This is a genomic window from Bailinhaonella thermotolerans, assembly GCF_003594875.1.
Lineage (GTDB): Bacteria > Actinomycetota > Actinomycetes > Streptosporangiales > Streptosporangiaceae > Bailinhaonella > Bailinhaonella thermotolerans.
In genome coordinates this window covers 87,101-111,260 of record NZ_QZEY01000008.1, presented here as the reverse complement: position 1 = coordinate 111,260, position 24,160 = coordinate 87,101, and the positions used below count along the sequence as shown (strand labels likewise).

Genomic DNA, 24,160 nt, shown 5'->3' with positions numbered 1-24,160 from the left:
CGGGGTACCGTTACCTGCATGATCATTGAGGTGGTGCGCTCGGGATTCGTGGAGTCCCGGCATCGGGTCCGGGCGATCGGGCTCGGCGCTTCGGGGGACCGGGTCATCGAGTACGGCGAGGCGGGCGCGCTCGTCTCGCCGCGCTCGGCGATGAAGCCGCTCCAGGCGCTCGGCATGCTGCGCGCCGGGCTCCAGCTCGACGGGGAGCTGCTGGCGCTGGCCGCGGCGAGCCATTCGGGCGAGGACTTCCACGTCGAGGGCGTCCTGAAGATCCTCGGCTCGGCGGGCCTGACCGAGGACGCGCTCCAGTGCCCGGTGGACCTCCCGCTCGACCCGGAGGTCGCCAACCGGCTGCTGGCGAGCGGCGGCCGGCCGAGCCGCCTGCGCATGAACTGCTCGGGCAAGCACGCCGCGATGCTGCTGACCTGCGTGGCCAACGACTGGCCGCTGGAGAGCTACCTCGACCCCGCCCACCCGCTCCAGCGTGTCATCCGCCAGACCGTGGAGGACCTGACCGGCCAGCGCATCGCCGCGACCGGCGTGGACGGCTGCGGCGCGCCGCTGTTCGTGGTGTCGCTGTCGGCGGTCGCCCACGCGTTCCGCGACCTGGTGCTCGCCGAGGAGGGGACGCCTGAGCGCCGCGTCGCCGACGCGATGCGGGCGCATCCGGAGTGGACCTCCGGCACCACCCGCCCCGAGGCCGCCCTGATGCGCGCCCTGCCCGGGCTCCTCCTGAAGTCCGGGGCCGAGGGCGTGGACGTGTTCGCCCACGCCGACGGCCGGGCCGGCGCGATCAAGGTCGAGGACGGCGCGGTCCGCGCCCGCGTCCCCGCCACCGTCGCCCTCCTGCGCGACCTGGACTTCGACGCCCCGGAGCTGGCCGAGCTGGCCGCCCCCGCGATCCTCGGCGGCGGCCGTCCCGTCGGCCACGTGAGCGCCCAGACCCTCACCCAGGGCCGCCCCTGACCACGACGCCGACACGGCCGCCGAAACGGCCCTGGGCGGGCGCTGAAACGCCCCTGAGCGGCCGCTGAGCCGTCTCCGGGGTCGCCCCTCGTGTCCTTTGCCCTGCTCCGTCCTCGCGGCCTCGCGGGGACGGGTCAGGAACGCAGGGCCCGCGCCGCGGAGATGGCGCCCGAGGTGGTCGTGGTGAAGGTGCGCATGCTGTCGGCGAACCTGGACAGGTCCCACTCGGCGGGCCCGTGGTACCAGTACAGGTGGTCCGCCTCGGCGCCGTTCCCGCTGAACTCGGCGACGCAGCGCGCCCAGTGGTCCACGTTGTCGAAGACGACGGCGTACGGCAGGTAGCGGGAGAAGAGCTCCACGCGCTTGTCCGCCGGCACGTCCTCGACCCGCCCGTGGAAGAGGTAGTCGCGGAAGCCGAGGGTGTGCGCCAGCGCCGCCGCGCCCTTGGCCGTCCGCGCGGGCATGTACTGGCCGCCCACCGCGAGCGCCGCCCCCGCGATGATCAGGGCGAGGCCCAGCAGGCCGTACGTCGTGAACCAGGCCAGGGCGACGGTCACCGCGATGCCCAGCACCGCGATGACCAGGCCGATCGTGGTCCAGCGCGTGCGGACCGCGTCGGGGCGGCGCGCGAACCAGCCCTGGCGCACGACGTCGTCGTACAGCTCGTCGCGTACCTTGCCCAGGCCGTTCGCGAACGAGCCGTGGAGCTGCGAGAGCAGCACGCTCCCGCGCCCGTCGAAGATCGCGTCGTACAGCGCCGCCTCGTACGGCAGCAGCGCGCCCACCGGCGCGTTCGGGTTCCGCACGAGCTTCCAGTCCGGCGCGTCGTACGCCCGCCGGGGCTGCTCCTCGATCATCAGGTAGCCGCGCACCGCCAGGTCCACGATGGTCGCGGTCACGTCCACCACGTCGGCCTGCTCGTCCAGGAGCGTGCCGATCTGCCCCGGCCGCACGCCGTCCGGGGGCGCGAACTCGGTGCGACCGCCGTCCCGCGAGATCGGCGCGTGGTCGCCCGCCCGGGTCTCGGCCCCGACCACGCGCTCGTCCCGGCCGCGGGTCCACACGAGCAGGCCGACGCCGCCGAGCAGGACCGCGACCAGCCCGAGCAGCGCCCCGCCGGTGACCCAGTTCAGCGTGAACGCGCTCTGGAAGGTCCAGCGCCGCTCCAGCAGCGGCCGGGCCCCCGTCGCGCCCGAGGGATAGCCGACGATCACCGTCATGACCTCGCCGGGCGCCAGCTTCCCCTGCTCGAAGTCCGCCGCCAGGCCGGTGTGCTCCATCGAGATCCCCGTGCACCCGACCGCCGAGTCGAGGTGCCCGGCGAAGCAGTTCACGCTCTGCACCGGGGCGGGCCCGGTGACCTTGACCTTGACCGCCTCGGCGGGGACGGCCCATCCGCCGCCGGCGTGCCAGCGCAGTTCCTCGCCCCCGGGCACCGGTGCGACGACCCCGCTGACGTCGTACTTCAGGGTGTACTCCTGGCGGCCCGACCCCGGCGCCCTGATCACCGTGCTGTCGCCGCGCACGTCCACCTCGGGCTTCACGGCGGCCTGGCCGCGCGTCAGCCGGATATTGGAGATCTTGTAGAGCCGGTCGTGCTCGTCGTTCAGCCGGGTCCGCGTGACCAGCGCCCGCTCGAACCCGGCGCCCTCCACGACGGCCTTCTCGGTGACCCGCACGAGCCCGCTCTTGTCCAGCTCCAGCGTGATCTCGTCCCTGACCACCTTCCCGGCGGCAGCGCCCTGGGCCTGCCCGGCCGGGACGGCTCCCGCCGCGCCCGCCGTACGGCTCGCGCCCACCGCGCCCGCCGTACGGCCCGCGCCCGCCTCCCCGGTCGCTGAGGCGAACGCCGACGCGGGGGCGGCGAGGGCCGCGCCCAGGGTCAGCAGCGCGCTGAACGTGCGAAGTGCTCGGGTTCCCGCCATGGCAGCGAAGCCTAGCGGGGCGGGAGAAATCGCTATAGATCAGTCGGAGATCTGGATGCGGAGGCGGCGGAACCCGCGCCCCTTGCTCTCGATCTTGGCGACCTTGATGCGCCCGATCTGCCTGGTCGAGGCGACGTGCGTGCCGCCGTCCGCCTGCGTGTCCAGGCCCACGATGTCCACGATCCGCACGTCCTCGACCTCCGGCGGCACCAGGTTGGTCGCGGTCCGGATGATGTCGGGGATCTCGAACGCCTCGGCGCGCGGCAGCACCTTGACGTCGATGCGCCGGTCGGCGACCACCTCGGCGTTGCAGGCCGCCTCGACCGCCTCCTTGAAGCCGGGCGGCACCTCGGGCAGGTTGAAGTCCATGCGCGCGGTGAACGGCTCCATGTTCCCGCCGGTCACGAGCGCGCCGTAGTCGCGGAACACGACCCCGCACAGCACGTGCAGCCCCGAGTGGGTGCGCATGAGCGCGCTGCGGCGCTCGTCGGCCACCGCCGCGCGCACGACCGTCCCCGGGGGCGGGATCGGGTCGCCCTCGGCGGGGATCAGATAGAGATCGTCCCCTTTGCGCACGCCCGCGATCCGGGTCTCGACACCCTGCCACAGGAGAACGCCGTGATCCGCCGGCTGACCGCCCCCACCTGGATAGAATGCCGATCTGCTCAGGACTATCCCCTCGGGCGACGAGTCGAGGGTGACCGCCTCCCAGTCCCGGAGCGACTGGTCGGCGAGTTCGAGGCGCTCGGTGCGCCCGTAGCGGTCGGCCCGGCGATCACTCATGTGATCCAGCCTAGCCAGTGTGATCCAGTCGGAGGGGACGCATGCGGAGGGTGGCATCGGCGGCGGTTCCGCTCGCCCTGATCACGCTGACGTCCTGCGCCCAGGAGGCTCCCCACCGGGAGTACGCCGACCGTCCAGCGCCGCCGCGCCGCGCGCCGGTGGTCATGGTGATCGGCGACAGCTTCACCGTGGGGCACCGGGGCGTGCCGGGGGAGCGGACCTACGCCGCGGCCGTCGCCCGCACCCTGGGCTGGCAGATCATCACGGCCGGGGCCTCCGGGACCGGGCTGGTGGAGCCGGGGCGGGCGGGCAAGGACTTCCGCGCGGCGTTCGAGCGGGAGCTGTCCTGGCGTCCCGCACCCGACCTGGTGATCGTCTCGGGCGGTCACAACGACCGCAGGCACCACCCGAGCGTGATCGCCGACGGGGTGGCCGACCTGCTGGGCCGGATCGAGTCGCACTGGCCGGGCGTGCCCGCCGCGCTGGTGGGGCCGCTGTGGGTGGGGGATCCGCCGAAGGCGGCGGTGGGGGTGCGCGACGCGATGGCGCGGGCCGCGGCCGAGATGGAGGTGCCGTTCATCGACCCGGTCGGCGAACGCTGGATCGGCGGCGACCCCGGGGACGGCCGCAGCGAGGCGGCGAGGTTCCTGCTGCCCGACGGCGTCCACCCGACCTACGCGGGGCACCGCCGCCTGGCCGAGCGCCTGACCGACGCCCTGCGCCGCCTGGGCCTGACCCTGACCGGCCCGATCCCCGACCTGCTACGCCCGGGCCCGACCGGCGTCGTGCTGCCCGGCACCGCCGTACGGCCTGAGCGCGCGGGGCGCCCGGCCGAGCCGGATCGCCACGGGGCGGACCGCCAGGGGCCGGACCGGCAGGGTCCGGATCGCCGCGAGCCGGATCGCCGGCCGCCGGATCACCAGGGGCCGTAGGGGCCCTGGCTGGAGCCGCCGCGGCTGCCGCTGACGGCGGGGCGGACGTCGGCCAGGTAGATCGCGGCGGCGATGAAGGCCACGATCGTGAAGATGTTCAGCGGTTCGAGGAACTGGACGGCGGCGGAGAAGCCGAACAGCGTGGCGAGGCCCAGGATGATCAGCCACAGGTTCTTGGTCTGCTTGCCCGCCGCCACGAAGGAGTTCGCGGGCGTGCGGATGGCGTGGACCAGCGCGAAGACCTCGAAGGCGAACGCCGCGATCGCCAGCGCCCAGAAGATGATGTGGAGGACACCATGCACGGCGATCATCCAGCCGCCTCCCGTCAGCTCGGTTTCCCATCCCAGCGTATAGCCCCGCGGACGCGGAAGGCCCGCCCCGAACCGGGACGGGCCTCGCGCTCGTGCGTCAGTCGCCGACCTTGCTCGCGCCGGCCTTGACGGCCTTGCCCGCGGTCTTGGCGGTCGTCTTGGCCTCCTCGGCCGTCGCGCCCGCCTTGCGCGCGGTGGACTTGGCCGAGGCCTCGAGCTGCTGGGTGGCGGCCTGGCGGTTCACCCGCTCCACGATGTCCTTGCCGCGAGCGGCCAGGTCCTCGTAGATCCTGCCCGCGCGGTCGGTGACCGTGGTGGTGTACCGGCGCGCGGTCTCGGGCAGGTCGCCGAACTCGGCGCGGATCTGCTCGCGGGTGCGCGGCAGCTTGGCCAGCCGGTCGGGCAGCTCGCGCAGCTTCTCGACGGCCAGGTCGCCGATGCCCGCGGCCGCGTAGAACGGCTTGGACTCAGTGATCTTCTTGACTTCGGAGGCGAGCGTCATACGGGTCACCCTTCCTGGATGTTCGTGTCTGCCTTGATCTCGCCGTTCTCCCGGGGATCGACGGCGACGGCGTCCTCGCCCTCGTCGTCGGCGGTCTCCCCGGCTTCCCCCGCGCGATTCTCCTTGCGGAACGACTCGTATATGTCGATCAACACCTGCCGCTGCCGCTCCGTGATCGCGGTGTCGGCCCGGATCGCCGCCAGCACGTTGCTGTCGGGCTCCCGTTCGTCCAGGAAGCCCGCCTGCACGTAAAGCGCCTCAGCGGAGATCCGCAGACCCTTGGCGATCTGCTGGAGGATCTCGGCGCTGGGACGGCGCAGTCCCCGCTCGATCTGGCTGAGGTAGGGGTTGGAGACACCCGCCTGCGCGGCGAGCTGGCGCAGCGAGATCTTCGCCTGCTGCCGCTGCTCGCGGATGTACTCGCCGATCGAGCCGACCTTCAGTGTCGCCATGACCCCAGTCTGCGTCATTCTGCTTGCTATTGCAAACTCCACGGCTAACACTTGCAAGCACCTTGAGTGTGAGCGGGTACGGCCCGAGCCGCATCCCCGGGCCGGGTCAGGGACGACCGGTCAGGCCGGGAGGAACCACAGCAGCGGCGGCGCCAGGAGCAGCAGCGTGGACACCGTGAACAGGCCGAGGCGCAGGCGCAGCGGGAGCGCCGGGCCCGGCGTGAGCAGGCGGTCCACCCGGGCCAGCATCTCGCCCTGGGCGGAGCCGACGGTGCCGAGCGCGCCGTGCGGGGCCGGCGTGTGCCCCGCCGCGCCGAAGCGCAGGAGCGCGGTGGCCAGCAGCCGGGGGCCGTGGCGCTTGCGGGCGTGGTCGTCGGCGCACATCTCCACCAGCAGCGCCACCGAGGACTGCGCCTCGCGCACCACCTCGGAGAACGGCAGGGCCTTGCGCAGCGCGGCGAACGGCAGCAGCACCAGGTCGTGGCGCTCCCGGACGTGCGCCTCCTCGTGGCTGAGGACGGCGGCCAGCTCGGCGTCCTTGAGCAGCCGCAGCGTGCCCTCGCTGATCACGACCTGGGGCCGCAGGCCCGGCACGCAGTACGCCGCGGCGGCCGGGTGGTCCAGCACGAGCACGCCGGGCACCTCGGGCGTGCCCCGCCCCACGAGGGACAGCATCGCCCGGTGGCGGCGGCGGGCGCGGAACACATGGACCGTGGCCACCGCGAGCACCCCGACCAGCAGTCCGAGCAGCCCGGTGCCCAGGAGGAGCGCGACGTAGTGGTCCACGCCGAGCGGGGGAGGCCCGGACACCACCGTCTCGGCGGTGAGCGCGACCAGCCCGCGGAACACGCCCAGGCCGAACGGCTCAACGCCGTACGCGAACAGCGCGCCCGTCGTGGCCAGTCCCCAGGTCAGGCCGAGCGCCTGCCACAGCACGACCACCGGCCGGGGGTCGCGCCAGGGCCACTTCGCGCCGCGCAGCCGTACCGCCCCGAGAACGCAGATCGCGGCGAGCACGGCGAACGCGAGGACGATCATTTCTCTTCCAGCTCCGCGAGGACGCGGCGCAGGGTCTCGGCCTCGGAGCCGGTGACGGACTGCGCGAACCTGGCCAGCGCGGCGTCCCGGTCCCCGGTCATGTCCAGCGCGCCCAGCATCAGCTCGGCGACGTAGGCGTCACGGCTCTCGGCCGGCCGGTAACGCCAGGCGCGACCGTCGCGCTCGCGCAGCAGGAAACCCTTGCGGGTGAGCCGGTCGAGCACGGTCATCACCGTCGTGGGCGCGAGATCCCGGTCGGCCATCGCCTTGCTGACGTCCCGCGCGGTCAGCGGTCCCGCGTGCGCCCACAACACGTCCATGACACTGCGTTCGAGATCACCGAGGCCCTTCACCCCTCCACTTTACATGCGGTAGTACTACGCGTTGTCGAAGAAGTGAGGGGTCTCACGCCCCGGCCGGGCGCGGAGCTCACCTCGCGCCGTCCCGGGACGTCTCCCCGGCGCCGGGGGACGGGTGGGGGAGGAGGCCGGTCTTGACGCAGTGGTCCAGGTAGGCGTGCACGGCGTCGCGGCCGATCTCGGGGAAGGCGGCGCCGGGCAGCTCGCGCGCCAGCCGGTCCGCCGGGATCGCGTCCGCCGGGATCACGTCCGCCGGGACCGGGTCCGCCGCCGGGGCCGCGTGCAGGTCGAAGAACGCCAGCGTGGCCGGGTCGATGCCGGACGACTCCAGGCGGCGGCGCCACGCCGGCAGCGGGAGGGGGTCCAGGCGGTAGCCGTACTCCCGGGTCCAGGCGGCGACGTCGGCGAAGCGGACCGGTTCGGCGGGCACCACGTTGAAGACGCCGGTGGCCCCGCCGAGCGCGAGCCGCACCAGGACCCGCGCCACGTGGTCCACCGGGGTCCACGGCTCGGCCACGGGCAGGTCGGGGATCGCCCCGGCCTCGACGGCCGTGCGCAGGATGCGCCACACGATGTCCTGCGGGTTGACGTACCCCGTGGCGGTCGGGCCCACGACGCGGCCCAGGCGGTAGGCGGCCACGGGGAGGCCGCGCTCGCCCGCCTGGCGGACCAGGTGCTCGGCGGCCCACTTGCTCTGCTGGTAACCGTCCCGCAGCCCGTCATGGGGTCCGACGAAGTCCTCGCGCCACGCGCCCACCGCGACCGTGGAGACGTGGTGGAACGGCACGCCCCCGGCCAGGGCGGCGCGCAGCAGCTCCCGGGTCGCGATCACGTTGGCGCGGCGCACGCTGCCGTACGGCCGGAGCAGGCTCACGGTGGCCGCCGCGTGGAAGACGGCGTCCACCTCTCCGGCCCGCCCGGGCAGCCCGGCCAGGTCGGACGGGTCGGCCAGGTCCGCCGGGACGGCCTCCACCAGGTCGGGAGGCACCCGCAGGCCGTACCCGCCGAGGGCCGCGCCGATCCGCTCCCGCGCGGCGCGCTCGTCGCCCGCCCGGACCGGGCACACGACGCGGGCGCCGGTGGCGGCTAGCTCGGCGAGCAGGTGCGCGCCCACGAAGCCGGTCGCGCCGGTGAGCAGCACCCGGCCGGCGGGGCGCGCCGCCCGGACCGCCGGCGGCACGAGGCCCCCGGGCAGTTCCGCGTCCTCGACGTACGGCTCCCGCGCCCGGCTCCCCCCGGCGTACGGCTCGGCCGGGCGCGGGCCGAGGGCGTGGGCGAGGGCGGCGGGGGTGGGGTGGCGGAAGACGGTCGCCGCCGGGACCTCGCGGCCCAGCTCGACCCCGAGGCGGTTGGCGACCTGGATGGTCTGCAGCGACTGGCCGCCGAGCTCGAAGAAGTCGTCTGACGGGCCGTAGGCGCCGGGGCCCAGCACCTCGGCCCAGATCCTCAGGATGAGCCGTTCGAGCCCGTTCGCCGCGACGCCCGCGTCCCCGGCGGCCGGGGTTCCGGCCGCCTCCGCCGCCGTCTCGCGCAGCGCCGACCGGTCGATCTTGCCGCTGGGCGTGCGGGGCAGCCGCTCCGCGAGCACGTACGCCGAGGGCACGACGGCGGCGGGCAGCCGCTCGCGGGCGTGCTCCCGCAGCGCGGCGACCTCCAGCCCGTCCTCGGCCACGACGTGCGCCACCAGGCGTTTCGCCCCGCCCAGGCCGGTGCGCCCGACCACCGCCGCCTCGCGGACGGACGGATGGCTCAGGAGCGCGTTCTCGACCTCGGCCGGGTCCACCCGGTGCCCGCTGATCTTGAACTCGTCGTCCATCCGGCCCAGGTACACCAGCCGGCCGTCGGGGCGCGGCCGTACCCGGTCGCCGGTCCGGTACGCGCGCTCCCCGCCCAGCGCGGCGACCGCCGGGAACCGCTCGGCCGTCAGCGCCGGGTTGCCCAGGTACCCCCGGGCGAGCCCGGCCCCGAGCAGCCACAGCTCCCCGCCCGCCACGGCCACGCGGACGCCGGGGAGCGGCGCGCCGATGGTGATCTCCGGATCGCCCGGCGTCAGCTCCGCCGCCGTCGCGACGACGGTGCCCTCGGTCGGCCCGTACGTGTTGAGCAGCGTCACCGCGCCGCCGACCGCCTCGTGCCACCGCGCCACCCGCTCGGGCAGCACGGCCTCGCCGCCGATGATCACCAGCCGCAGCCGCCCCGGCAGCCGCGCCGCGCCCGTGGACACCGCGTAGGCCAGCTCGTGCCAGTACGCCGTGGGCAGGTCCAGCACGGTCACGCCCGCCTCGTCGCACGCCGCCAGCAGCCGGGGGATCGACTCCAGCATCTCGCCGGTGCGGATGACCAGCGTGCCGCCGGAGCACAGCGTCACGAAGATCTCCTCGACGCTCGCGTCGAAGTGCAACGGCGCGAACTGCAGCACCATGTCGCGCTCGGTGATCGCGTACCGCTCGCGGGCCCCGGCCACGAAGTTCGCGAGCGCCCGCCGCCCGACCGCGACCCCCTTGGGCGTTCCGGTGGACCCCGAGGTGTAGATCACGTACGCGAGCCCGTCCCCGGCGTCCGGGGTCCCTCGGTCGGGATCGAGGGGATCGGCGGGATCGGGCAGGGGGCGGAGCCCGCCGGGGGTGGACAGGAGGGAGGGCCGGGCGTCGGCGAGGATGTCGCGTTCGCGGGACGCGGGCCCGTCCGGGTCGAGCGGGAGGTAGGCCGCGCCGGCGGCGAGGGTGCCGAGGATCGCGGTCACCGCCTCCACGCCGCGCGGGTGGCGCAGGGCCACGAGGTCCCCGGGCCGCACCCCGGCCCCGGCCAGGCGGCCGGCGAAGTCGCCCGCGGCGGCCCGCAGCTCGCCGTACGTCACGGCGCGGCCGGCGTGGACGAGGGCGGTCGCGCCGGCGGGGCGCGCGGCGATCAGGTCGAGGACGGGGCGGGCGGGCTCCCGGAGCGGGCCGCCGGACAGGACGACCGGGCGCGTCACGGGGCCGTCCGGGTCGGCGAGGAGGTCGAGCAGGCCGCGCTCGACGGCCGCCAGGTCCTCGTCGCGGTACGCCGCCGGGTTGGCCTCCAGGTCCAGCCGCAGGCCCCCCGCGCCGTCCGGCCGCACGCCGACCGACAGGTCCTCCACGGGCCCCGCGCTCAGGCGGTGGACGACGCCGCGCGCGTCGCCGAAGCGCAGCTCGTCGTCGAACGGCATGATGTTGACGACCGGCCCGAACAGGCGGCGGTCCCCGCCCACGAGCCCCAGGTCGCGGCGCAGGTCCTCGTACCGGTAGCGGTGGTGCGGCCGCGTCGCGCGCAGCTCGGCGGCCACGCGCAGGGCGAGCGCGCGCGGCGTCCCGGCGGGATCGACGGGGATCCGCAGCGGCACGATGTTCATGGCCATGCACGGCACGCGCAGCGCGGCCGAGCCCATCCGGCCCATCACCGGCAGCCCGAGCGTCACCTCGCCCGCCCCGGTCTCCCGGTGCAGGAGCGCGGCCACGGCGGCGATCACCAGGTCTCCCCAGCTCGCCCGGCCCCGCGTGGCCGCCAGATCGGCGGGCAGCGGAGCCGTGCGGCGGATCGCCGGGTGCGAGGCGGGCCCGGGCGGGGCCAGGGTCACCGGCTCGGCCCGGCCCGCGCAGCGCTCCACCCAGAAGTCGCGGTCCCGGGCGAACCGCTCGGAGTCCCGGTAGGCGGCGTCCTCCCGCACGACCGGTCCGAGCGGGCCGAAGCCCGGCCCCGGGTGCTCGTTGCGGAGCAGGGCGCTGTACGTCGCGGCGACCCGGCGGGCGATGAGCGAGAAGGAGTACCCGTCGGCGGCGATGTGGTGGATGCGCTGGTACCAGAAGACGCGATCGGGCGCGGTGAGCAGGGCCTGCGTGAACACCGGCCCCCGGGCGAGGTCGGCCGGGACCGCCAGGTCCGCCCGCATCCACTCCTCGGCCGCCTCCCGGTCCGGCACGTCCAGCCGGTGGAACGGCCAGTCCGCGCCGACGTCGAGCACCTGCGCCTCGCCGTCGAACCGCGCGTGCAGCGCCTCGGCCTCGGTCAGCGCCAGCCGTACGGCGCTCTCGAACAGCCACGGGTCCACGGCCCCGGGGATCTCGACGTACTCCGCCGCGTTGTAGGCCGGGCTCGCCGGATCGAGCCGCTGACCGGCCCAGATCCCCGCCTGCGCCGCCGTCATCGCCAGCCGCCTCACGCCCGGCCGCCTTCCCGCTCCGCCGCTCCGCCGTCCGCCGCTCCGCCGTACGGCGGCGTGGAGTGCCCGGCGGTGCCGTACGGCGCCGCGCCCGCCGCCATCACGGGGTGCGGAGGAGTTCGGCCCAGCCGGTGAGGGTCGGGTTCTCGGCCAGGTCCTCGAAGGCGACCTCGACCCCCTCCTCGCGCCAGCGCTCGACCAGCGTCATCAGCCGGATGGAGTCCAGCCCCCAGTCCACGAGGTTCTCGTCCGGCTCCGGGGCCTCGCCCATGAGCTCCTCGATCTGGGCCCGCAGGTCCTCGACGGTCACTTCATCACTCCCAGGAGGTCGTCGGCGAGCCGGTGGGTCGTGGTGAGCGCGGCGCAGCGCTGCGCGACGTACGCCAGGGCGTCCCGGTGGTGGGCGGCGGAGAAGTCGGCCACCGCGTCGGCCACCACGAACGTCTGGATGTCGCGCATGAACGCGTCGGTCGCCGTCGCCTGCACCCCGATGTGCGCGTAGACGCCGGTGATCACGAGCTGGTCGCGCCCGGCCATGCGCTCGGCCAGGTCGGTGCGCACGAACGCGCTGTACCGCCACTTGGTCAGCACGGCCGAGGGGTCTCCGGGGGCGAGGGCGTCCACGATCGCCGTCGCCTCGGGGTCGGCGGCCAGGCCCGGCCCCCAGAAGTCGGTGAGCAGGCCGCGGTCCTCCGGCGCCTGCCCGCCCGGCTGGGCCGAGTAGATCACCGGCACGCCCAGCTCGGCGCAGTGCCGGGTGAGCAGCGCGATGTTCTCGATCACCTCGCCCAGCGGGGGCGCGCCCCGCGTGAACGGGGCGAGGAAGTAGTTCTGCATGTCGTGCACGAGCAGCACGGCCCGCCGCGGGTCCGGCCGCCACGTGACCTTGTTCTCCGGCAGCTCGGCCTCGGTGGGCAGGGTGTAGGGGGCGATCGCCGGGATGGCCATCGGGGGGTTCACCTCTCTTCGTGAGTTCCGGGCGCGATGGGGGAAGACGCTTCGGCGGGCCGGTCGTCCGGCGGCCCGCCCGTACTCTCGCCGGGCCCGCCGGGGCTTTCGCCGGGTCCACCGGGTTCATCGAGGCGGGCTCGGAGGGCGGCGCGGAGCCGACGGCGGCTGATCTTGCCGACGCCGGTCACCGGGAACGCCTCGACGAACTCCACGCGGTCGGGCACCTTGAACGCCGCCAGCCCGCTCCGCCGCACGAACGCCCGGATCTCGGCGGCCCTCGGGGCCTCGCCCCGGGGGATGACATAGGCGCAGGTGCGTTCGCCCAGGTAGTCGTCCGGGATGCCGACCACGGCGACGTCCGCCACGGCCGGGTGGCCGAGCAGCACGTTCTCGACCTCCTCGGCGGCGATCTTCTCCCCGCCCCGGTTGATCTGGTCCTTCGCCCGCCCCTCGACCACCAGGTGGCCGGTGGGCGTGACCCGGACGATGTCGCCGGTCCGGTAGAACCCGTCGGCGGTGAACGCGGTCGCGTTGTGCGCCTCCGCCCGGTAGTAGCCCCGGATCGTGTACGGCCCGCGCGTGAGCAGGTGCCCCGGCGTCCCCGGCGGCACCTCGCGGTCCTCGTCGTCCACGACGCGGATCTCGTCGTCGGGGGAGATCGGGCGGCCCTGCGTGGTCGTCACGATCTCGTCGGGGTCGTCGTCGCGCGTGTAGTTGACCAGCCCCTCGGCCATCCCGAAGACCTGCTGGAGCCGGCACTTGAGCACCGGCTCCACCCGCCGCGCCGCCTCCTCGGCGAACTTCGCCCCGCCCACCTGGAGGATCTCCAGGCTGCTCAGGTCGTACGGCGTGCGCGGCGCGGCGTCGAGCCACACGAGCGCGAGCGGCGGCACGACCCCGGTGATCGTGACCCGCTCCCGCTCGATCAGCGCGAACGCCGTGCCCGGGTCCGGGCGCGGGCACAGGACCACCCGGCCCCCGGCGTAGAAGGTCCCCAGCGTGCCGGGGGAGCTGAGCGGGAAGTTGTGCGCGGCGGGCAGCGTGCACATGTAGACGCTGTCCTCGTCCAGCCCGCAGATCTCGGCGCTCGCGCGGACGCTGTAGATGTAGTCGTCGTGCGTCCGGGGGATCAGCTTGGGCAGGCCCGTGCTCCCGCCGGAGAGCTGGAGGAACGCCAGGTCCGACGGCTCCGGCCCGGGCAGGTCGCGCGGCTCGGCGTACAGGCCGGAGAGCGCGGTGAACTCCCCGGGCTCGCCCGCGATCACCGCGTGCCGGACGGTCCGCGCGGCCTCGCGGGCCAGCTCCCGGTGGTCGAACCCCTCGTGGACGGCGGTGGTCACGTACGCCACGGCCTCGGTGTGCTCGCAGAAGTACGAGATCTCGGCCGCCCGGTGCGCCGGAAGCGCGAACACCGGGAGCGCCCCGAGCCGGAACAGCGCGAAGACCACCTCGAAGAACTCGGGGACGTTCGGGAGCTGCACCACCACGCGGTCCCCGGCGCGCACCCCGAGCCCGTGGAACCCGGCCGCCAGCCGGTCCGCCCGGTCGTCCAGCTCCGCGTAGCCCAGGCCCGTCCCGTCGGCGGCGGTGATCGCCGTGCGGTCGCCGTACCGCCGCGCCCACTCGCGCAGCAGCCCGCCGAAGGTCTCGCCGCGCCAGTGGCCGCGCTCCCGGTAGCGGGCGGCGAACTCGGGCGGATAGGGCACGTGGTCGATCCGGTCAGCGGGCATCGGCGGTCTCCAGGCCGAGGGCGGTCAGCATCGTGCGGAACTTGGCGCCGGTCTCGGCCACCTCGGCCGCCGGGTCGGACGCGCCGACGATCCCCGCCCCGGCGTAGAGGTCCAGGCGGTCTCCCTCGGCGACGCCGCAGCGGATCGTGACCACCCACTCGCCGTCGCCGTCGGCGTCCTCCCAGCCGACCATCCCGGTGTAGAAGCCCCGGTCGTACGGCTCCAGCTCGGCGATCGCCGTGCGCGCCGCCTCGACCGGGGTGCCGCAGACGGCGGGGGTCGGGTGCAGGGCGGTGGCCAGGGCCAGCGAGGTCACGCCGGGCGCCGCCACGCCCTCGACCACCGTGGACAGGTGCCACATGGCGGCGGTGCGGATCAGCTCCGGCTCGGCGGGCACGTCCAGCGCGGTGCACAGGGGGCGCAGCGCGTCGGCGACCGCGTCCACGACCAGGGCGTGCTCGTGCCGGTCCTTGGCCGAGGCCAGCAGCGCCTCCGCCCGCCGCCGGTCCTCCTCCGGGTCCGCCGACCTCGGGGCCGAGCCGGCCAGCGGGTTGGCGACCACCTTCCCGCCGGTCCTGGTCACCAGCAGCTCGGGGCTGGCCCCCAGCAGCGTCCGCCCGCCGCCCAGGTCCGCCGCGAACGTGTACGCCCGTGGATCGCGCCCGGCCAGCGCCGCCACCAGCGGCCCGATCTCGTGCCCGCCGCGCGCCACGACCCGCAGCGCCCGCGACAGCACGACCTTCCGCAGCTCCCCGTCCTCGATCCGCGCGACGGCCCGCCGTACGGCCTCGGCGTACTCCCCCGGCCCCGGCACCTCCTCCACCCGGTACGCCCCCCGGTCCGCCGGGCCGTACGGCGGGGCGGGCGGCCGTGGATCGTCCGGCGGGGCGGCGTCCGGGCCGGCCAGGGGGGCGGCCCGCCGTACGCGCTCGGGGATGACCAGGGCGGCGTCGGCGGTCGGGGCGAACGGGATCGCGCCGACCGCGATCGGGGACTCGTGCCCGGCCGCCCGGGCGAGCCCGAGCGCGGCGGCGACGCGACCGGGGAGGTCGGCGTGGGCGTCGGGACGCAGGGACGGCGGGACGGTCAGGTAGGCGCCGTCGGTGCGGAAGGCGCCCCGGGGGGAGGCGAAGAAGAACGACGCGGGGCCCGGATAGCCGGCGAGCAGGTCCTCGGCGGTTGCCAGGTCGGGAGCGAGGATCACGGGGCTTCCTTCGGGAGTGGGGGATGATCAGGCGCGGAGGGTCGCGCCTCCGTCCACGTACAGGTCGTGCATGGTGATGTGGCGGGCCCGGTCGGAGGCGAGGAAGGCGACGGCGTCGGCGATGTCCCCGGGCTCGGCGATGCGGCCGAGCGGGATGCCCGTCCGGTACGCCTCGGGGACGCCCGCGATCACGCGCTCGGCGGCCCGGTCGTCCGTCCACAGGGCCCGCTGCATCGCGGTGTCGGTGGAGCCGGGCGCGACGACGTTGCAGCGGATGCCGTACCGCGCGACCTCCAGCCCCAGGCACTTGGTGAACATGGTCGCGGCGGCCTTCGACGCGGCGTAGGCGGCCATCTCGGCGCGCGGCACGCCGGCCGCGTTGGACGCCACGGTGACGATCACGCCGGCGGCGCGGGGGATCATGCGGCGGACGACGGCGCGGGACACGTGGAAGACGCCGCCGGTGTTCACGGCGAAGGTCCGCGCCCACTCCTCGTCGCCGAACTCCGCGACCGGGCCGGTGTGCAGCACCCCGGCGACGTTGACCAGGATCCCGATCGGGCCGAGCCGGTCCTCGGCCTCCGCGACCGCCTTCTCGACCGCCCGGGCGTCGGAGACGTCGGCGGCGTGGGCGCTCGGGGTGTCCAGCTCGCGGGCCAGGCGCGCCAGGGGGCCGGGGTCGCGGTCCAGGAGGCTGAGTCTCGCGCCGTACCCGGCGAGGGTGCGCGCCACGGCCTCCCCGATACCCCGCGCCGCCCCCGTGACGAACGCGTGTGCCCCCGAGATGCCCGGCTCCATGAACCCTCCGTCCGCTTATGACCCTTGTGCGAACGTTTAGGTTAGCCTTACCTAATTATGATCATCAAGAGGGAGATGGGGGCAAAATTTAGGAGAGCCTTACCTAAGAGATAGGGTCGGGAGCCCCCTGTCCGGGCGCGTCCGCGCGGACCTGGGCATAATCGGCGGGAGGAGGCGGATGACCATGACACGCATCACCCTCAAGCTCGGGGATATCACCGAGGAGGAGGCCGACGCGATCGTGAACGCGGCCAACTCCTCCCTGCTCGGCGGGGGCGGGGTGGACGGCGCGATCCACCGGCGGGGCGGCCCGGAGATCCTCGCCGAGTGCCGTGAGCTGCGCGCCTCCCGCTACCGGGACGGGCTGCCCACCGGCCAGGCCGTCGCCACCACGGCCGGGAGGCTGCGCGCCCGCTGGGTGATCCACACCGTGGGCCCGGTCCACTCCGCGTCGGAGGACCGCTCCGCCCTCCTCGCCTCCTGCTACCGCGAGTCCCTCCGCGTGGCCGACGAGCTGGGCGCGCGCACGGTGGCCTTCCCCGCCGTCTCCGCCGGCGTCTACCGCTGGCCCATCGACGACGCCGCCCGCATCGCGATCACCACCGTCCGGGACACCCCCACCTCGGTCACCGAAGCCCGCTTCGTCCTCTTCACCCCCGAAGCCCACCAAGCCTTCACCCGCGCCCTCAGCGCCTGACCCCCCGGGCGCCGTGCGGAAACGGCCCGGCGTACGCCCGGGGCCGCTCTCCTGCCGGGCCCTCAAGCCCAGGCACGGAAGTCCTTCGCCCACCCCTGCCCGGCCGTCCCCGCCCAGAGCGGGAAGATCCCGGTGCGCCCCTTCGCGGCGATCACGCGGTTTTGAGCACAGGGTGTCAGCGAACCGGTCATGCGGATGCCCTCGGCGCGGCGCGGTCGCGGCGGGGTGCGGTCAGGGGCGGGGGGCGACGGCGGGCCAGGGGACCGTGAGCTCGCCGAGGCGCCAGCGGGGGCGGCCGCCCAGCGGCGGGCGCACGGCCACGGGCCACGTGGCGGCCAGGGTCTCGGCGGCGGCGATCCAGCGGGCGCGCTTGCCGTACGCGCCGAAGGGGGCGGCGATGTCCCAGGCGCGGTCCCAGGCGGTGAGGAACGCGTGGACCGGCTCGCCGGGGACGTTGCGGTGGATCAGCGTCTTGGGGAGGCGCTCGGCCAGGTCGGAGGGGCGGGTGAACCCCGCGAGGCGGGCGGCGAAGGTGACGGTGCGCGGGCCTTCGGCGCCCAGGGCCACCCAGACGGCGCGGCGGCCGAGCTCGTCGCAGGTGCCCTCGACGATCACCCCGTCCGGGTGGACGCGCCGCCGCAGCGAGTCCCAGAACGTCCACGCCTCGGCCTCGCCGTACTGCCGGAGCACGTTGAACGCCCGCACCAGCATGGGCGGGCGCGGCACCGGCAGCTCGAACCCGCCCAGCCGGAACGACAGCCCCGGCCGCTGGTACGGCAGCGCCTGCGCGACCCGCTCCGGGTCGATCTCGACGCCGACGACGGAGACGTCCGGGGCCACCGCGCGCAGCCGCACGAACATCTCCAGGGTCGTCACCGGCGAGGCGCCGTACCCCAGGTCCACGACCAGGGACCCCGGCAGCCGGCGGCCGTACACGGCGGCGATCCACCGGTCCACGCGGCGCAGGCGGTTCGGGGCGGTGGTCCCCCGGGTGATCTCCCCGACCGGCCTGGGCACGGCCTCACCCCTCTCGCGGCCAGGTCAGCCGGTGACGCGGTGGACCTTGTGCGGGGCGGCCTGGGCGCGCGGCTTGACGACGAGCTTGTCGATGTTGACGTGCGCGGGACGCGTGACGCACCAGGCGATGCAGTCGGCGACGTCGTCGGCGGTCAGCGGGTCGGGCACGCCCTCGTAGACCTTGGCGGCGCGCTCGGCGTCGCCCCGGAACCGGTTGAGCGAGAAGCCCTCGGTGTGGACCATGCCGGGCGCGACCTCCACGATTCGGATCGGCCGCCCGACCAGCTCCAGCCGCAGCGTCTCGGTCATCGCGGCCTGGGCGTGCTTGGCGGCGGTGTAGCCGCCCCCGCCCTCGTAGGTCACCTCCCCGGCGATCGAGGTCAGCATCACGATCACGCCATCACCGGACGCCAGCAGCTTCGGCAGCAGCGCCTGGGTGACGCGCAGCGAGCCGATGACGTTCGAGTCGTACATGGCCCGCCAGTCGGCGGGGTCGCCCTCGGCCACCGGCTCCAGCCCGATCGCGCCGCCCGCGTTGTTCACGAGCACGTCGCACGAGGGCAAAAACTCCGCCAGCGCCGCCACCGACTCCGGGGACGTCACGTCGAGCGTCACGGGTGTGATCCCGGGCACCTCGGCCGCCAGCTTGTCGAGCCTCTCGCGGCGCCGCGCCGCCGCCACGACCTCGAAACCCTCGGCCGCGAGGCGCCTGGCGGTCGCCTCCCCGATGCCGCCGCTCGCGCCGGTCACCACTGCTGTCTTCGTCACGCTTACATCCTGGCAGACGCCTTCTCAGGAGCCCCTATGGTGCCTATCGCGACATATCAGGGGAATCCTCACAACCTTGGCTGGGTTGTGAGCAAGTTGGAGGTGGTGTCCCGTGCCGTTCGCACCGCGAGCAGGTGTGTCAAGACGTCGCGTCAACCGGGTGGCGACGATCAGCGTGCACACCTCTCCCCTCGACCAGCCGGGGACCGGGGACGCGGGCGGCATGAACGTCTACATCGTCGAGGTCGCCAAGCGCCTGGCCCACCTGGGCGTCGAGGTGGAGATCTTCACCCGGCACACCGCGCGCGACCAGCCGCCGGTGACCGAGCTGGCCCCCGGCGTGCTCGTGCGCCACGTCACCGCCGGGCCGTACGAGGAACTGGCCAAGGACGAACTGCCCGCCCAGCTCTGCGCGTTCCTGTCCGGCGTGCTGCGCACCGAGGCGATGTACGAGCCCGGGTACTACGACGTGATCCACTCGCACTACTGGTTGTCCGGGCAGGTCGGCTGGCTGGCCAAGGAACGCTGGGGCGTGCCGCTCGTGCACACGATGCACACCATGGCCAAGGTGAAGAACCTCGCCCTGGCCGAGGGCGACAAGCCCGAGCCCGCCGCGCGCGTCATCGGCGAGGAGCAGGTCGTGGACGTCGCCGACCGGCTGATCGCCAACACCGACGCCGAGGCCGCCGAGCTGATCTCGTTGTACGGCGCGGCGCCCGAGCGGGTCGCCGTCGTCAACCCCGGCGTGAACCTGGGCACCTTCCAGCCCGGCGAGCAGGGCGGGGCCCGTGACCGGCTCGGCCTGCCCAGGGACGCCGTGGTGCTGCTCTTCGTCGGCCGCATCCAGCCGCTCAAGGGCCCGGACGTGCTCCTGCAGGCCGCCGCCCGCATGCTCGAGGCCGACCCGTCGCTGCGCTCCCGCCTCGTCGTGACCTGCGTCGGCGGCCTGAGCGGCGCCGGCCTGTGCCAGCCCGACCGGCTGCGCGAGCTGGCCGCCTCCCTCGGCATCGAGGACGTCGTGCGGAACGAGCCGCCGATGCCGCAGGCCGACCTCGCCGACTGGTATCGCGCCGCGACCGTGACCGTCGTGCCGTCGTACAACGAGTCGTTCGGCCTGGTCGCGCTGGAGTCGCAGGCCTGCGGCACCCCCGTCGCCGCCGCCTCGGTCGGCGGGCTGCGCACGGCCGTGCGCGACGGCATCACCGGCGTGCTCGTGGACGGGCACGACCCGGGCGACTGGGCGCGGGCGCTGCTGCGCTTCACCCGCGAGCCCGCCTGGCGCGACGAGCTGGGCCGGGCGGCGATCGCGCACGCGTCGATGTTCGGCTGGTCCGCGACGGCGGGCAGGCTCGCGGAGGTATATACCGGAGCCATGGTCGAGAACAGCACCCTTCCCCTGGTGGCCAACCAATGAGCGCCGGCCCCGCCGAGGTGATCGAGGAGACGCTCAAGGCCGCCGAGATCTCCTATGAGCGGCCGCGCCCCGGCGCCTTCCTGGCCAAGCTGCCCGGGCAGCACAAGCTCGCCACCATGACCTGGCTCATCGTCGGCGACCAGGCGCTGCACGTCGAGGCGTTCTTCTGCCGCCAGCCGGACGAGAACCACGAGGAGTTCTACCGCTGGCTGCTCACCAAGAACGGCTCGATGTACGGCGTGAGCTTCACCCTCGACCCGGTGGGCGACGTCTACCTCGTCGGGCGGATCCCGCTCCCGGCCGTCACCCCCGAGGAGATCGACCGCCTCCTCGGCTGCGTCCTGACGTATTCGGACGAGAACTTCGACCGTGCCCTGGAGATCGGCTTCGCCTCCTCGATCAGGCGCGAGTGGGAATGGCGCCTCAAGCGCGGCGAGTCCACCGCCAACCTCCAGGCCTTCGCCCGCTTCGCCCAACCGGCCGACTGACATCCGCATGCCCCCGATGCTCGCCCCCCGCCCCGCCCCGCGAGGCGCCCGAGCCGCGTTCTGTGGACAAGCCCTCCCAACCCCGCGGGGGTACCCGGCGCGGGGGGCGCGCGGGGCACGGGCCGTGGAGGGCGTGGCGCGGCGGCGCCGATAGGCTTCGGCCATGGCGACATTGGTGCTGCTGCGACATGGCGAGAGCGTGTGGAACGCGGAAGGCCTGTTCACCGGGTGGGTGGACGTCGGCCTGTCCGAGAAGGGCATGGAGGAGGCCCGCAGGGGCGGGCGGCTCCTCGTGGACAACGACGTCATGCCGGACGTCGTGCACACCTCGGTCCTGACCCGGGCGATCCAGACCGCCAACGCCGCGCTGGGCGAGGCGGACCTGCTCTGGCTGCCCGTGCGCCGGTCCTGGCGGCTCAACGAGCGGCACTACGGCGCGCTCCAGGGCAAGAACAAGGCCCAGACCCGCGAGGAGTTCGGCGACGAGCAGTTCATGCTCTGGCGCCGCTCCTACGACACCCCGCCGCCGCCGCTGCCCGACGGCCACGAGATGTCGCAGGTCCAGGACGTGCGCTACGCGACCCTGCCGCAGGAGCTCATCCCGCGGACCGAGTGCCTCAAGGACGTCGTCGAGCGCCTGCTGCCGTACTGGTACGACTCGATCGTGCCGGACCTGGCCTCCGGCCGCACCGTCCTGGTGGTCGCCCACGGCAACTCGCTGCGGGCCCTGGTCAAGCACCTGGACAAGATCTCCGACGACGAGATCGCCGGCCTGAACATCCCGACCGGCATCCCGCTGCTCTACGACCTGGACGAGAACTACCTCCCGGTCAAGCAGGGCGGCACCTACCTCGACCCGGACGCCGCCCAGGCCGCCATCGAGGCCGTCAAGAACCAGGGCAAGTGAGAACAGGGCGGGCGGGCCTGCCGGGGATCACCCCTGGGCCTGCGGCGCCCGGTTCCCCGTGACCAGGTAGACGACGCTGCGGGCCACGCGCACCGCGTGGTCCGCGTAGCGTTCGAAGTACCGCCCGGCCAGCGTGACGTCCACCGCGGGCTCCACGCCGTGCTTCCACTCGGGGGCCATGAGCACGTGGAACAGCCGCCGGTGCAGCTTGTCCATCGCGTCGTCGTCGGTCTCCAGCTCCAGCGCCGTGGACACGTCGCGCGTGGCGATGCACGTCCCGGCCTTGGTGACCAGGCGCTCGGCGATGTGCCCCATCTCCAGGATGGTCGCGCGCAGCTCCGGCGGGATCGCCGAGTCCGGGTGCCGCATCCGGGCGATCTTGGCGACGTGCTCGGCCATGTCGCCCATGCGCTCCAGGTCGGCGCCCACCCGCAGCGCCACGATCATCATCCGCAGGTCGACGGCCACCGGCTGCTGGCGCGCCATCAGCTCGAATATCGTGGCCTCGATCTCCGCGAAGAGCTGGTCCACCTCCGCGTCCTTGGAGATCACCCCCTCGGCGAGCTGGAGGTCGGCGTCGAGCAGCGCCGTCGTCGCCCGTGCCATGGCCGACCGGACCACCCGCGTCATCTCGACGAGCCGGTCGGTGAGACCGTCGAGCTCTTCGTGGAAAGCGTCTCGCATGCGGACAAAGCTATTCCGCCACCCGTGAACGACATCCGTCACCAAGGTGAATTTTTCGGGAAACCCAAGCTCAGGGACCGACCAACCAGCAACAAAGCGCCGAATCCCACCTAGCATCGGAGCGTGTACGGAGAACTGGTGGCGGTGATGACCGCACTGGTCGGATTCGTCGTGGGGGTGGTCACGGTGCTCGCCATACGGCCGAATGAGCCGCGGTCCCGGGCGGACGCGGAGGCCGAACCGGGCGCCGCGGCGCTGCCGGCGGGCATCGCCTCGGTGCTGTCGGTGCTGCCCTCCTCCGCGGTCGTGCTCGACGCCGACGACCGGGTGCTGCGCGCCAGCTCGGCCGCCCGCGCCTTCGGCCTGGTGCGCGGGGACGAGCTGGTCGTCGCCGAACTGCTCGCGCTGGCCCGCCAGGTGCGCAGGGACGGCGAGATCCGCGAGTCCGAGATCGAGGTGCTCGGCAACAAGTTCGGCCAGGACTGGACGAGCTTCGCGGTCCGGGTGGCCCCGCTGGGCTCCCACGGGCTCGTGCTCGTGCTCGCCGAGGACCAGACCGAGCGTCACCGCGTCGAGGCGGTCCGGCGGGACTTCGTGGCCAACGTCAGCCACGAGCTGAAGACCCCCATCGGCGCGCTCTCGCTGCTCGCCGAGACGGTCGAGGGCGCCGCCGACGACCCCGAGGCGGTGCGCCGGTTCTCCGGGCGCATGCAGTACGAGGCCACCCGGCTGACCAGCCTCGTCCAGGACCTGATCACGCTGTCCCGGATCCAGGGCGGCGAGCCGATGCCCACGCCCCGCCTCGTCGATCTGGACACCGTCGTGCACGAGGCCGTGGACGGCTGCTCCACCCGCGCCTCGGCCAAGAACATCGCGCTGGTGATCGGCGGCCTGACCGGCGAGCAGGTCTGGGGCGACGAGGAACTGCTCGTCACCGCCCTGCGCAACCTGATCGACAACGCGATCGCCTACAGCCCCGACCGCACCCGCGTGGTCATCAACGTCCGCGAGGTCCAGGACCGCCTGGAGATCGCGGTGACCGACCAGGGCATCGGCATCCCCGAGGGCGCGCTCGAACGCATCTTCGAGCGCTTCTTCCGGGTCGACGCGGCCCGCTCCCGGGCCACCGGGGGCACCGGCCTGGGCCTGGCGATCGTCAAGCACGTCGCCGTCTCGCACGGCGGCGACGTGACGGTCTGGAGCAAGGAGGGCTCCGGATCCACCTTCACCCTGCGGCTGCCCGTGGTGGGCGCCGCGGACGTACCCACCCCACTGGAGGCGGCGAAGTGACCCGCGTGCTGGTCGTCGAGGACGAGGAGTCGTTCTCCGACGCCCTGTCGTACATGCTGCGCAAGGAAGGCTTCGAGGTCGCCGTGGCCGAGACCGGCCCGGACGCGCTGGAGACGTTCGACCGGTCGGGGGCGGACATCGTGCTGCTCGACCTGATGCTGCCCGGCCTGCCCGGCACCGAGGTGTGCCGCACGCTCCGGCAGAAGTCCAACGTCCCGGTGATCATGCTGACCGCGAAGGACAGCGAGATCGACAAGGTCGTGGGCCTGGAACTGGGCGCCGACGACTACGTCACCAAGCCCTTCTCCTCGCGCGAGCTGGTCGCGCGCATCCGCGCCGTCCTGCGCCGCCGGGGCGAGGCCGAGGAGCCCGTCTCGGCCGTCCTGGAGGCCGGTCCGGTGCGCATGGACGTGGACCGCCACATCGTCTCCGTGCGGGGCTCCCAGGTGCAGCTCCCGCTCAAGGAGTTCGAGCTGCTGGAGTTCCTCCTGCGGAACGCCGGCCGGGTCCTGACCCGCTCCCAGCTCATCGACCGCGTCTGGGGCGCCGACTACGTGGGCGACACCAAGACGCTCGACGTCCACGTCAAGCGCCTGCGCTCCAAGATCGAGACCGACCCGGGCAACCCCCGCTCGATCCTCACCGTCCGCGGCCTCGGCTACAAGTTCGAGCCCGCCGAGGACTGACCCGCGGTGCCCGCCCCGCCGTACGGTGGGCGGGGCCGGACACGGCGAAGGGCCCCGCGAACTCCTGGGACAGGAGTC

Annotated in this window: 24 protein-coding genes; 8 read left to right on the top strand and 16 right to left on the bottom strand. The window is 74.2% G+C overall.

The window, feature by feature from the left end; translation table 11 throughout:
- The first annotated feature begins 18 nt into the window (after positions 1-18).
- Entirely contained in the window at positions 19-966 is a 948-nt protein-coding gene (locus D5H75_RS21290) for an asparaginase (protein WP_119928265.1), read from the top strand.
- A 134-nt stretch (positions 967-1,100) separates the two neighbouring features.
- Here the strand turns inward: D5H75_RS21290 and D5H75_RS21285 are convergent, their stop codons facing one another.
- Positions 1,101-2,891, bottom strand: a complete 1,791-nt coding sequence (locus D5H75_RS21285) for a DUF2207 domain-containing protein (protein WP_119928264.1) — start codon at positions 2,889-2,891, stop codon at positions 1,101-1,103.
- A gap of 39 nt (positions 2,892-2,930) precedes the next feature.
- Positions 2,931-3,674, bottom strand: a complete 744-nt coding sequence (locus D5H75_RS21280) for an alanyl-tRNA editing protein (protein WP_119928263.1) — start codon at positions 3,672-3,674, stop codon at positions 2,931-2,933.
- A 41-nt stretch (positions 3,675-3,715) separates the two neighbouring features.
- Here D5H75_RS21280 and D5H75_RS21275 point away from each other — a divergent pair, with 41 nt between their 5' ends.
- The gene (locus tag D5H75_RS21275; protein WP_119928262.1) at positions 3,716-4,606 is read left to right on the top strand and encodes an SGNH/GDSL hydrolase family protein; all 891 of its coding nucleotides are present in this window, start codon (positions 3,716-3,718) and stop codon (positions 4,604-4,606) included.
- Here the strand turns inward: D5H75_RS21275 and D5H75_RS21270 are convergent.
- The 11 genes from D5H75_RS21270 to D5H75_RS21220 form a co-directional block, all read right to left on the bottom strand.
- Complete coding sequence (locus tag D5H75_RS21270) at positions 4,591-4,917, bottom strand: DUF2516 family protein (protein ID WP_119928261.1); 327 nt, start codon at positions 4,915-4,917, stop codon at positions 4,591-4,593. The two genes, D5H75_RS21275 and D5H75_RS21270, sit on opposite strands and share 16 nt — an antisense overlap.
- A gap of 97 nt (positions 4,918-5,014) precedes the next feature.
- Positions 5,015-5,419, bottom strand: a complete 405-nt coding sequence (locus D5H75_RS21265; protein ID WP_119928260.1) for a hypothetical protein — start codon at positions 5,417-5,419, stop codon at positions 5,015-5,017.
- Positions 5,420-5,424: 5 nt separating this feature from the next.
- Positions 5,425-5,871, bottom strand: a complete 447-nt coding sequence (locus D5H75_RS21260; RefSeq protein ID WP_119928259.1) for a helix-turn-helix domain-containing protein — start codon at positions 5,869-5,871, stop codon at positions 5,425-5,427.
- 120 nt (positions 5,872-5,991) lie between these two features.
- Positions 5,992-6,909, bottom strand: a complete 918-nt coding sequence (locus D5H75_RS21255) for a M56 family metallopeptidase (RefSeq protein WP_119928258.1) — start codon at positions 6,907-6,909, stop codon at positions 5,992-5,994.
- Positions 6,906-7,262 (bottom strand): BlaI/MecI/CopY family transcriptional regulator, encoded by a 357-nt coding sequence (locus D5H75_RS21250; protein ID WP_119928257.1) that lies wholly within the window; start codon positions 7,260-7,262, stop codon positions 6,906-6,908. The genes D5H75_RS21255 and D5H75_RS21250 overlap by 4 nt, the downstream gene beginning before the upstream one ends.
- 76 nt (positions 7,263-7,338) lie before the next feature.
- The gene (locus D5H75_RS21245; RefSeq protein ID WP_202638363.1) at positions 7,339-11,448 is read right to left on the bottom strand and encodes a non-ribosomal peptide synthetase; all 4,110 of its coding nucleotides are present in this window, start codon (positions 11,446-11,448) and stop codon (positions 7,339-7,341) included.
- Between the two features lie 100 nt (positions 11,449-11,548).
- Positions 11,549-11,758, bottom strand: a complete 210-nt coding sequence (locus D5H75_RS21240; RefSeq protein WP_242454406.1) for a phosphopantetheine-binding protein — start codon at positions 11,756-11,758, stop codon at positions 11,549-11,551.
- On the bottom strand, positions 11,755-12,396 hold the full coding sequence (locus D5H75_RS21235; RefSeq protein WP_119928438.1) for an isochorismatase family protein: 642 nt from the start codon (positions 12,394-12,396) through the stop codon (positions 11,755-11,757). Before D5H75_RS21235 ends, D5H75_RS21240 begins: the two co-directional genes overlap by 4 nt.
- Positions 12,397-12,404: 8 nt before the next feature.
- The gene (locus D5H75_RS21230) at positions 12,405-14,129 is read right to left on the bottom strand and encodes a (2,3-dihydroxybenzoyl)adenylate synthase (protein ID WP_119928256.1); all 1,725 of its coding nucleotides are present in this window, start codon (positions 14,127-14,129) and stop codon (positions 12,405-12,407) included.
- On the bottom strand, positions 14,119-15,333 hold the full coding sequence (locus D5H75_RS21225) for an isochorismate synthase (RefSeq protein ID WP_119928255.1): 1,215 nt from the start codon (positions 15,331-15,333) through the stop codon (positions 14,119-14,121). The genes D5H75_RS21230 and D5H75_RS21225 overlap by 11 nt, the downstream gene beginning before the upstream one ends.
- Before the next feature lie 27 nt (positions 15,334-15,360).
- The gene (locus tag D5H75_RS21220; protein WP_119928254.1) at positions 15,361-16,131 is read right to left on the bottom strand and encodes a 2,3-dihydro-2,3-dihydroxybenzoate dehydrogenase; all 771 of its coding nucleotides are present in this window, start codon (positions 16,129-16,131) and stop codon (positions 15,361-15,363) included.
- A gap of 184 nt (positions 16,132-16,315) precedes the next feature.
- On the opposite strand from D5H75_RS21220, the gene D5H75_RS21215 reads away from it, so the two are divergent.
- Positions 16,316-16,828 (top strand): O-acetyl-ADP-ribose deacetylase, encoded by a 513-nt coding sequence (locus tag D5H75_RS21215; protein WP_119928437.1) that lies wholly within the window; start codon positions 16,316-16,318, stop codon positions 16,826-16,828.
- Positions 16,829-17,059: 231 nt separating this feature from the next.
- Here the strand turns inward: D5H75_RS21215 and D5H75_RS21210 are convergent, their stop codons facing one another.
- Positions 17,060-17,845, bottom strand: coding sequence for a class I SAM-dependent methyltransferase (locus D5H75_RS21210; protein ID WP_119928253.1), 786 nt, complete (start codon positions 17,843-17,845; stop codon positions 17,060-17,062).
- 24 nt (positions 17,846-17,869) lie between these two features.
- Entirely contained in the window at positions 17,870-18,613 is a 744-nt protein-coding gene (locus tag D5H75_RS21205) for an SDR family NAD(P)-dependent oxidoreductase (RefSeq protein WP_119928252.1), read from the bottom strand.
- A gap of 136 nt (positions 18,614-18,749) precedes the next feature.
- Here D5H75_RS21205 and mshA point away from each other — a divergent pair, with 136 nt between their 5' ends.
- From mshA to D5H75_RS21190, 3 genes are all read left to right on the top strand, one after another.
- Positions 18,750-20,027, top strand: a complete 1,278-nt coding sequence (gene mshA / locus D5H75_RS21200; protein WP_119928251.1) for a D-inositol-3-phosphate glycosyltransferase — start codon at positions 18,750-18,752, stop codon at positions 20,025-20,027.
- Positions 20,024-20,515 (top strand): type III secretion system chaperone family protein, encoded by a 492-nt coding sequence (locus D5H75_RS21195; RefSeq protein ID WP_119928250.1) that lies wholly within the window; start codon positions 20,024-20,026, stop codon positions 20,513-20,515. Before mshA ends, D5H75_RS21195 begins: the two co-directional genes overlap by 4 nt.
- A 163-nt stretch (positions 20,516-20,678) precedes the next feature.
- Positions 20,679-21,422: a phosphoglyceromutase gene (locus tag D5H75_RS21190; RefSeq protein ID WP_119928249.1), complete on the top strand. Its 744-nt coding sequence runs from the start codon at positions 20,679-20,681 to the stop codon at positions 21,420-21,422.
- A gap of 27 nt (positions 21,423-21,449) precedes the next feature.
- Here the strand turns inward: D5H75_RS21190 and phoU are convergent, their stop codons facing one another.
- Positions 21,450-22,106 (bottom strand): phosphate signaling complex protein PhoU, encoded by a 657-nt coding sequence (gene phoU / locus D5H75_RS21185; protein ID WP_119928248.1) that lies wholly within the window; start codon positions 22,104-22,106, stop codon positions 21,450-21,452.
- A 147-nt stretch (positions 22,107-22,253) separates the two neighbouring features.
- On the opposite strand from phoU, the gene D5H75_RS21180 reads away from it, so the two are divergent.
- Both D5H75_RS21180 and D5H75_RS21175 read left to right on the top strand, forming a co-directional pair.
- Positions 22,254-23,396: a sensor histidine kinase gene (locus D5H75_RS21180; RefSeq protein ID WP_119928436.1), complete on the top strand. Its 1,143-nt coding sequence runs from the start codon at positions 22,254-22,256 to the stop codon at positions 23,394-23,396.
- A 5-nt stretch (positions 23,397-23,401) separates the two neighbouring features.
- Positions 23,402-24,082: a response regulator gene (locus tag D5H75_RS21175; protein ID WP_479688598.1), complete on the top strand. Its 681-nt coding sequence runs from the start codon at positions 23,402-23,404 to the stop codon at positions 24,080-24,082.
- Positions 24,083-24,160: the final 78 nt, after the last annotated feature.

What these genes read in the sequence shown, in the direction of transcription:
- D5H75_RS21290 (WP_119928265.1), top strand. Translation starts at nt 19, where the DNA reads ATGATCATTGAGGTGGTGCGCTCGGGATTCGTGGAGTCCCGGCATCGG.
- D5H75_RS21285 (WP_119928264.1), bottom strand. Translation starts at nt 2,891, where the DNA reads ATGGCGGGAACCCGAGCACTTCGCACGTTCAGCGCGCTGCTGACCCTG.
- D5H75_RS21280 (WP_119928263.1), bottom strand. Translation starts at nt 3,674, where the DNA reads ATGAGTGATCGCCGGGCCGACCGCTACGGGCGCACCGAGCGCCTCGAA.
- D5H75_RS21275 (WP_119928262.1), top strand. Translation starts at nt 3,716, where the DNA reads ATGCGGAGGGTGGCATCGGCGGCGGTTCCGCTCGCCCTGATCACGCTG.
- D5H75_RS21270 (WP_119928261.1), bottom strand. Translation starts at nt 4,917, where the DNA reads ATGATCGCCGTGCATGGTGTCCTCCACATCATCTTCTGGGCGCTGGCG.
- D5H75_RS21265 (WP_119928260.1), bottom strand. Translation starts at nt 5,419, where the DNA reads ATGACGCTCGCCTCCGAAGTCAAGAAGATCACTGAGTCCAAGCCGTTC.
- D5H75_RS21260 (WP_119928259.1), bottom strand. Translation starts at nt 5,871, where the DNA reads ATGGCGACACTGAAGGTCGGCTCGATCGGCGAGTACATCCGCGAGCAG.
- D5H75_RS21255 (WP_119928258.1), bottom strand. Translation starts at nt 6,909, where the DNA reads ATGATCGTCCTCGCGTTCGCCGTGCTCGCCGCGATCTGCGTTCTCGGG.
- D5H75_RS21235 (WP_119928438.1), bottom strand. Translation starts at nt 12,396, where the DNA reads ATGGCCATCCCGGCGATCGCCCCCTACACCCTGCCCACCGAGGCCGAG.
- D5H75_RS21230 (WP_119928256.1), bottom strand. Translation starts at nt 14,129, where the DNA reads ATGCCCGCTGACCGGATCGACCACGTGCCCTATCCGCCCGAGTTCGCC.
- D5H75_RS21220 (WP_119928254.1), bottom strand. Translation starts at nt 16,131, where the DNA reads ATGGAGCCGGGCATCTCGGGGGCACACGCGTTCGTCACGGGGGCGGCG.
- D5H75_RS21215 (WP_119928437.1), top strand. Translation starts at nt 16,316, where the DNA reads ATGACACGCATCACCCTCAAGCTCGGGGATATCACCGAGGAGGAGGCC.
- D5H75_RS21195 (WP_119928250.1), top strand. Translation starts at nt 20,024, where the DNA reads ATGAGCGCCGGCCCCGCCGAGGTGATCGAGGAGACGCTCAAGGCCGCC.
- D5H75_RS21190 (WP_119928249.1), top strand. Translation starts at nt 20,679, where the DNA reads ATGGCGACATTGGTGCTGCTGCGACATGGCGAGAGCGTGTGGAACGCG.
- phoU (WP_119928248.1), bottom strand. Translation starts at nt 22,106, where the DNA reads ATGCGAGACGCTTTCCACGAAGAGCTCGACGGTCTCACCGACCGGCTC.
- D5H75_RS21180 (WP_119928436.1), top strand. Translation starts at nt 22,254, where the DNA reads ATGACCGCACTGGTCGGATTCGTCGTGGGGGTGGTCACGGTGCTCGCC.